We start from the raw sequence: 6,991 nt of genomic DNA on the forward strand, positions 1-6,991 counted from the left end.
TTTGTGTTTAATTCTAAACCGAAAGGGGCTTTTTTTTTTAAAAAAAATCAAACTATGACAAAAAAAAATCTAACATCTCTATTTTACTCGGTCGGAAAACTTCTGATATCATCTCCCTGATCTCTCTTCAACCGTAAATAGTTCGTTTATCTACATAATGCTTAGCGGCATCAGGATGGTTTCCCTCTCACATTTTATATTTTCTTTTCCTCACCCTATAAGAAAAACTTGCAGAAGGAAAGGAACAAGGTTGCGAGAATACCCATAGAGCTTGAAAATCCTTTTCACTTCAAAAGAAAAAAAATGCGGTTAACCTTGAGAAGATTTTAAATGCAACACGTTGCATAAAACTGCATGAGGGCTTATGGGAGAAAGAATTACCCAGACCCGGAGTCAAGGATATTGGACGCGGTCACAAAATCAGCTCCGATGCGCCAAGTGATTAGAGCTGTGAAAGCCTCTTATGGGGCGGGCCCTCCAGACAAGACCACAATATGGAGAGCTATAAAGAGACTTCAAGCCGAAGGTCTGGTGGATGCTCAGGCTAAAAAGGTAGCTAAAGAGTACACAGTATCTGCTCTTAGCCCCCAAACCCTCCCTCACTAATTTTGATGCGGAATCATCGCCGCCGAGGCTGGGGAGAAAGCTCCAGACCGACCTAAAGGCAAGGATGATTGCGCGGGAGATAGCGGCAGCCATTCCGCCTCTAAGGATGACGAGCCCTCTAGAGACTCTCGCGGAGGGCGGAGGGAGAGCTTGCCGCCCTAGTGGAGAACGCAGAGTTCGAGAGACTGTTTAAGCCGCTTGGCGAGGGAAGCTACACCCTGAGGCGGTGAGGCCGACGCCCTACAAGCGAAAGGTCAAGCTTACCTATATCCGCAAGTCTCCTAAACTCCCGGCCTAACCATTAACGCCTATTAAAAGGGGAAACACGCCTCCAACCCAGCCGAGCCGACGCGCGGATTCTGCAAGCCAGCATTCCGTCAAAGTCGGTTCAATGCTCTCCTCTTCAACATTCTGTACTCGTTTCGGACGTGTTGATACTCGGCTGTGAAGCTGAGAGGCCGAACATTGACCGTGCTGGTGAAAGGGCCAAAGTCCACCTTGGCGTAACCCTGACTGCAGATAGTATTCACGACTTAAAACAACATTCCGATCCACTTTTGCGAAGGGTTTACCCAGCCTCAAAGCTATCTTGTTAAGATACTTGGCATACTTCTGCCTTCCCCCGACCGAGTATTCTCTCTTCCTGAGGTGCTGATCAAAAGCTTTGATTGTTGCCTTGTTCTCTTCAGGCATCACTAGGTGCGTCAAGCTTCTCCAGCGCCCTTCTCAGCTTTAATTCACGGTTGTAGATATCCACATACCCCCACAAGAGTGTTACACATAAGAAATGGCGCCGGGAGAGGGATTCGAACCCTCGAGACCCGGGGGGGTCACAGGCTTTCTGGCGTTTCGGCTCAAGGCTTCCGCCCCAACTTAGTTTGGGACTGCGCTTTCGTCCACTCAGCCATCCCGGCTACGCTCAGGTTAACTTTGTTGTATGCTATTAGGTATTTTATATTTTGAGGTTAGCTACAGTCCCATCCCTCAGTGAACCAGTCTCCATCCAGCTCACTCTCCAGTCCTCCACCAAATGCTAGGAGAGATGTCTCTTTAAATGTTTATCTAGTAGGCTATTATTGTGAAAAATATAATAGGTTGGAGCTATTCCCTTTTGGGTGAAGAGGAGACCTGAAAACGACCAGTAGGTCAGATCTCCTTAACTCTTCGCTTTGGGAGGATAAACTGCGGTTGGTCTTAATGTCGGGTGCTAAAGCATGCATAGAGACACTGATTAAAGAAGGTGTGGAGGTTATCTTCGGCCTCCCAGGAGGAGCCACTCTGCCGATTTACGATGTTATAGTGGACAAGAAGATTGAGCACATCCTCGTCCGCCATGAGCAGTGTGCAGCTCACATGGCCGACGGCTATGCTCGAGCCTCAGGTCGACCTGGCGTCTGTATGGCTACTTCCGGCCCCGGGGCCACAAATCTCGTCACAGGTATAGCGACCGCATACATGGACTCTTCACCCATAGTTGCTATTACCGGGCAGGTTGGTCGGCCATTTATAGGAAGGGACGCTTTCCAGGAGGCAGACATAATCGGGATCACCTCCTCCATAACTAAACACAACTTTCAACCTTCCTCGGTTAAAGAGATACCCGCTGTAATAAAGGCTGCTCTACAGATCGCAGCGGAAAGGCGGCCTGGGCCTGTCCTAGTCGATCTACCAAAAGACATTCAAGTGTTAGAAGCTGATGTGGATCTATCCTCAGAGTTGGGGCTTCGTCACAATCGTACAGTTGGACCACCGCCCCCGAGTCAGATAGCGAAGGCAGTGCATCTTCTTAGCAAGGCGGAGAGGCCTGTGATACTCGCTGGTGGAGGTGTGAGGATCTCAAATGCTGTCGAGGAGATTAAAACCCTCTCCGAAAAATTCGGGATTCCAGTGACTACTACCTTTATGGGTAAGGGCTGTCTGGCAGAAGATCATCCTAACGCCGCCGGCATGATCGGGATGCACGGTCGTCTTCCGGCCAATATGTTGATCAACGAGGCTGACGTGATACTAGCAGTCGGTTGCAGGTTCTCAGATCGGAGTACAGGTTCTATGCAGGATTTCGCGAAGAGTGCGAGTATAATTCACGCAGATATAGACGCCTCGGAGATAGGAAAGAATATAGAGGTAGAGGTTCCCATAGTCGGCGATGCGAAGGTAATCCTAAATGCAATTCTAAAGGGATTAGCTGATGAGCCTCATAGGAGGTCATCTAATTGGCTTGAACATATGTGGAAGCTGAAGAGGGATTTAGAGCCGGAGATATTCCAGACCAAGGATGAGAAGACTTTGAGGCCTCCGACGCTCTTGAAGAGATTGAGGAAGTTGTTGCCTCCAGACACTATAGTTACGACGGATGTTGGGCAGCACCAGATGTGGGTCGCCATCAACTTCGCTGTCTACCACCCCCGTTACTTCATATCCTCGGGTGGACTAGGAACTATGGGCTTCGGCTTTCCAGCAGCCCTCGGCGCTAAAGTAGCCAAGCCCGATAAACCAGTTGTTAACTTTACTGGGGATGGGAGTTTTCTGATGGTAGAGCAGGAGTTGGCAACGTCTATTAAGGCGAAAATTCCTGTGGTCGTGGTAATCTTCAATAACACTGTACTTGGGATGGTGGCTCAGTGGCAGCGGCTCTTCTACGGTAGGAGATACTCGGAGGTTGATCTGAGCGGGACGCCGGACTTTGTCAAGTTAGCGGAGGCTTATGGGGCTATTGGTAAACGTGTTCAATCATATGAGGAACTCGAGGAGGCAGTTAAGGGGGGGCTGCGAAGTGATGTCACAACGGTCGTAGATGTTCCGATATCGCCTGAAGAGAACGTCTTCCCTATGGTGGCACCAGGTAAAGGTCTGCTAGAGACCCTAATAGGGGATTAGCGAACGCACACAACCCACACCAGATCGGTGTGTTACGGCACCTTTTGGCGGGCGCCTAAGATCCTGACGCCTTAGGCTTATTTTACACCGCTGTCCGATAAAGGCTTCACACCATCGAGCTAATCAATCAAACAACCGAGGCACATGCGCGCCTCAGGTCTCTTGTTGAGCTTAGGCTATATGGCTTCTCGCCTAAGCTTGGCTAGTTACCTTTTCAGGTTTCAGGAGTTTCAGCATCTCATATTGAGGCTTCATACCTCAACTGATACTCCTTCACGTATTTGTCAGCAATCTCCACGAAAGCGTCACGTACCTGTTTAAGCTGATCCCAGTTGAGGCCGTAGGTTGAGAGCTTGATATGTTTGCTTATTCCCCTGTGAAGACCAGTTATGCCTCTCTGCCTCATATCCTCAGCGAGGAAGAAGCCTCTCCTTTTATGGTATTTCGAAATCTCATAGAAGACTGGTGTGTCAAAGCATAGAAGGTGATGTCTATGAGGTCTCTCCCCCATCAACCTCACGCTATCTAGCCTCTCCATTTCTTCGATGAACCAGCATGCTCTTTCCACCTCGCCATCCCACCCTTTAACCCTCTCGACGACGTAGGGAAAGGATAGTAGGGCTGAGATCAAGGGTGCACCGCCTACACTACAACCGAACAGGTTAATGAGTTTCTTAGTGAAGGAGCGTTTGCTCCATGAGGTGACAGAGGTAGAAGTTCTGAAGGCCCTCTGCGACCACTCGTTGCGTGTGACTAGGAAGCCTAGAGGTCCTAGAGATGCCATAGACTTGTGGGCTGAAACGGTGAGGAAATCAGCCTTGAACTCTCTCATGTCCAAGGGCATAACCCCTGCGGTGTAGGCGGCATTAACCATGTAGGGGATGCTGTAATTCTCAGCTATTGCGCCAACCTCAACAACAGGGTTCAGGTTGCCATAGTAAGGGTCAACATGAGTGACCGCAATTAGCCCAGGAAGTTTCCCAGTTTCCCTCTTAACCTCTTCTATCCTCTCGATGAAACCTTCCGGTTTCACCTTGTACTCTGGTGGGCCTCCGTGGGGTGGCTCTACCACTTTAAGCCCGTTCATCTCCGCGGCTATAGCGGTGGTGTAATGGCATAGTGGATCAGCTACGACCACCTTCGAATACTCCCGTGAGCCTCCTCCATCTATATATTCGGATACTGTCTTCATTACAGCGAACTGTGCGGTCCTGCAGCCGAAGGTATGCTCTGCAACTTCCCCCCCATAGAACTCAGCTACATCCTGTAAGAACTCCCTGATGGGCGGGTCCCCTATGAGATCTGATCTACCCTTGAGGCATTCGAAACATATGGAGTAACCTACTCTACACCACTCATCTTCGTATAGTCTTCTGCGGACCTCTTGAGGGAGTATCCCTCCGGTCATAATTGGGTTGAGGATGAGGAGACCTTTACTATTGTTTGTGAGCTGCATGTATCGTTGCGTGTTTATCATCTTAATGTGACCACCATGGGTTGGTTTAGGTTCACAGCTAAACCTCGCTGTTTCCTATTTGGAATTGTTTAGGCACATCATACATCCCTTAACCGAGGGGGAGAGGCTTAGGTGCATCCTGCAGAATTCACTGTTGGAGCGGAGAGCTATGCAGGTCTCGCACAGTTTTCTATTTATCTCTTCTGGTGTTATGGATTCCTTAGATGCTATCTCCTTAGAGAGGTAGCATACTAGGCTCCTAACCTCTTGGCTCTTCTCGACATAGGTTACACGGTAGCCCTTCTTATCGGCATGTCCTCTCTTGCTAGCAACGTACCAGCTTACGGCAGCTTGACTTATGCCTAGCTTCTTAGCAGCCTCAACCTGCGTAAAATCATAGTTTTCAACGAGCTCTTTCGCCACCATGGCCCTTATGGTTGGAAGCACATGTTTCACCATAACTTCGCAGGGTGGTTGCAAGTTTACTCGAATACTAGATAACCCTGTTATATATAAACCGTAAACCTCATACGAGCAGCTCTAACCTTTCTCTCCCTTCAAGTGTCTTAAATAGAAGAGTTTGCATGTCAACCTTTTCCTCCTCCGCCAAAACCTTGTCGAGTTTAGACTTGGTTGCAGGCTTATTCGGGCTGCCGCTACAGTAGCTTGCAGGGCTTATAGAGTCCGTATAGGTTCCAATCTTTCTCGCAAGATTCACGATCTCTTTTTTATCCAGACCTATCAAGGGTCTGAAGACTGGTATACTCACTGCAGACCCTTCTACGTACATATTTGTGAGGGTTTGGCTGGCTACTTGTCCTAGGCTCTCTCCGGTGACTAGGGCGGCGGCGCCGACCTCTTCAGCGAACTTTTCAGTAACTCTTAACATCATTCGCTTACATAGGATACATGTTAGCTTCCTATTGCAATGCTCTATAAACTCTACTAGATTCCGACCGTTTGGGAAGACGTATAGCCCCTCCATCTTCACTAGCCTTGCCAATCTGGAGCAGCACCTCAGAGCCCTCAGACGTGTAACCCTCTCCGAGAAAGGATAGTTGTCGAAGTGCACAGGTATTATCTCAACCCCTCTTTGAACTCCAACAAGATATGTTGCCACAGGTGAGTCCAAGCCGCCTGAGATTAGAGAGATAAATTTCAGACCCCTTCACCCCACGAAAACCTCGGAGAGATTTCCCTAGTCAAACAGTTCTAATTCTAGTGGTAGCACATCGCCGCGGGGCACTCTCCAGCGTACTCGGCGCCGACCTTAACAAAGTCTTCCACCGAGATATTCAACACCTGCTCTGGTTTGCTCCCATAGCGGTAGACGGTAATTCCTTTGCACTTCAATTTGTAGGCGAGGAGGAAAGCTTTGCGTACCTCCTCGACTGAGGCGTCAGCTCTAAGGTTAACAGTCTTCGAGACGGCGTTGTCTACATGTTTCTGAAAAGCCGCCTGCATTCTTACGTGCCATTCCACGTCTATGTCAAGAGCGGTTACAAAGACGCGGCGGGCATCTTCTGGGATCTCCGAAATGTTCTGTATTGACCCTGTCTTCGCGATTTTCATCATTAGATCCCTACTGTAAAAGCCTCTGCTCATAGCTACTGCCTCAAAGAGCGAATTGGTCTCTAGGAGTTTAGTTCCATCCATCACATCGCGGACGTATGATATAGCGAAGAGGGGCTCAATCCCGCTGGTAGCTCCGGCGATTATACTTATAGTCCCAGTGGGCGCTATGGTGGTCACTGTGGCGTTCCTCAGCTTAGAGTAGCCGCGCTTCGGCCATATGCTTCCTTCAAAGTTAGGAAAGGAGCCACGCTCTTCCGCCAACTCTACAGAGGCGTTTCTTGCTTCCTCTGATATGAAGCTCATGAGCCTATCTGCGAAGTTTAAGGCATCCGTAGAGTCATATGGGATATTCAAGGCTATAAGAACCTCAGCGAACCCCATTACCCCTAAGCCGATCTTTCTGTTACCTTTTGTCATCTTCTCGATTATGGGTAGGGGGTATTTGTTGGCGTCTATGACGTTGTCTAGGAAGTGGAC

Annotated in this window: 8 protein-coding genes and 1 tRNA gene; 3 read left to right on the top strand and 6 right to left on the bottom strand. The window is 49.1% G+C overall.

The features are described from left to right. The first annotated feature begins 354 nt into the window (after positions 1-354). Positions 355-606: a hypothetical protein gene (locus tag QXJ75_06560; protein ID MEM3737722.1), complete on the top strand. Its 252-nt coding sequence runs from the start codon at positions 355-357 to the stop codon at positions 604-606. A gap of 64 nt (positions 607-670) precedes the next feature. Then, entirely contained in the window at positions 671-799 is a 129-nt protein-coding gene (locus QXJ75_06565) for a hypothetical protein (protein MEM3737723.1), read from the top strand. A gap of 101 nt (positions 800-900) precedes the next feature. Here QXJ75_06565 and QXJ75_06570 read toward each other — a convergent pair whose 3' ends face one another. Both QXJ75_06570 and QXJ75_06575 read right to left on the bottom strand, forming a co-directional pair. Beyond that, on the bottom strand, positions 901-1,299 hold the full coding sequence (locus QXJ75_06570; protein MEM3737724.1) for a hypothetical protein: 399 nt from the start codon (positions 1,297-1,299) through the stop codon (positions 901-903). A 95-nt stretch (positions 1,300-1,394) separates the two neighbouring features. Then, positions 1,395-1,520 (bottom strand) — tRNA-Ser (locus QXJ75_06575). A gap of 283 nt (positions 1,521-1,803) precedes the next feature. On the opposite strand from QXJ75_06575, the gene ilvB reads away from it, so the two are divergent. Further along, the gene (gene ilvB / locus QXJ75_06580; GenBank protein MEM3737725.1) at positions 1,804-3,483 is read left to right on the top strand and encodes a biosynthetic-type acetolactate synthase large subunit; all 1,680 of its coding nucleotides are present in this window, start codon (positions 1,804-1,806) and stop codon (positions 3,481-3,483) included. 238 nt (positions 3,484-3,721) lie between these two features. Here the strand turns inward: ilvB and pscS are convergent, their stop codons facing one another. The 4 genes from pscS to QXJ75_06600 form a co-directional block, all read right to left on the bottom strand. Continuing rightward, positions 3,722-4,960 (bottom strand): O-phospho-L-seryl-tRNA:Cys-tRNA synthase, encoded by a 1,239-nt coding sequence (gene pscS / locus QXJ75_06585; GenBank protein MEM3737726.1) that lies wholly within the window; start codon positions 4,958-4,960, stop codon positions 3,722-3,724. Between the two features lie 54 nt (positions 4,961-5,014). Next, positions 5,015-5,398, bottom strand: coding sequence for a hypothetical protein (locus QXJ75_06590; protein MEM3737727.1), 384 nt, complete (start codon positions 5,396-5,398; stop codon positions 5,015-5,017). Positions 5,399-5,465: 67 nt separating this feature from the next. Then, a complete protein-coding gene (locus QXJ75_06595) occupies positions 5,466-6,101 on the bottom strand; it encodes a hypothetical protein (protein ID MEM3737728.1) in 636 nt (211 codons plus the stop codon). 56 nt (positions 6,102-6,157) lie between these two features. Beyond that, on the bottom strand, positions 6,158-6,991 hold an 834-nt coding region (locus tag QXJ75_06600; protein MEM3737729.1), incomplete at its 5' end, for a ribonucleotide reductase.

Source organism: Candidatus Bathyarchaeia archaeon (assembly GCA_038883335.1).
Classification (GTDB): Archaea; Thermoproteota; Bathyarchaeia; order Hecatellales; family Hecatellaceae; genus JAVZMI01.

Bases quoted from the DNA above. Each gene is read 5' to 3' on its own strand.
- ilvB (MEM3737725.1), top strand. From the start codon at position 1,804: ATGTCGGGTGCTAAAGCATGCATAGAGACACTGATTAAAGAAGGTGTG.
- QXJ75_06590 (MEM3737727.1), bottom strand. From the start codon at position 5,398: ATGGTGAAACATGTGCTTCCAACCATAAGGGCCATGGTGGCGAAAGAG.
- QXJ75_06570 (MEM3737724.1), bottom strand. From the start codon at position 1,299: ATGCCTGAAGAGAACAAGGCAACAATCAAAGCTTTTGATCAGCACCTC.
- QXJ75_06565 (MEM3737723.1), top strand. From the start codon at position 671: ATGATTGCGCGGGAGATAGCGGCAGCCATTCCGCCTCTAAGGATGACG.
- pscS (MEM3737726.1), bottom strand. From the start codon at position 4,960: ATGATAAACACGCAACGATACATGCAGCTCACAAACAATAGTAAAGGT.
- QXJ75_06560 (MEM3737722.1), top strand. From the start codon at position 355: ATGAGGGCTTATGGGAGAAAGAATTACCCAGACCCGGAGTCAAGGATA.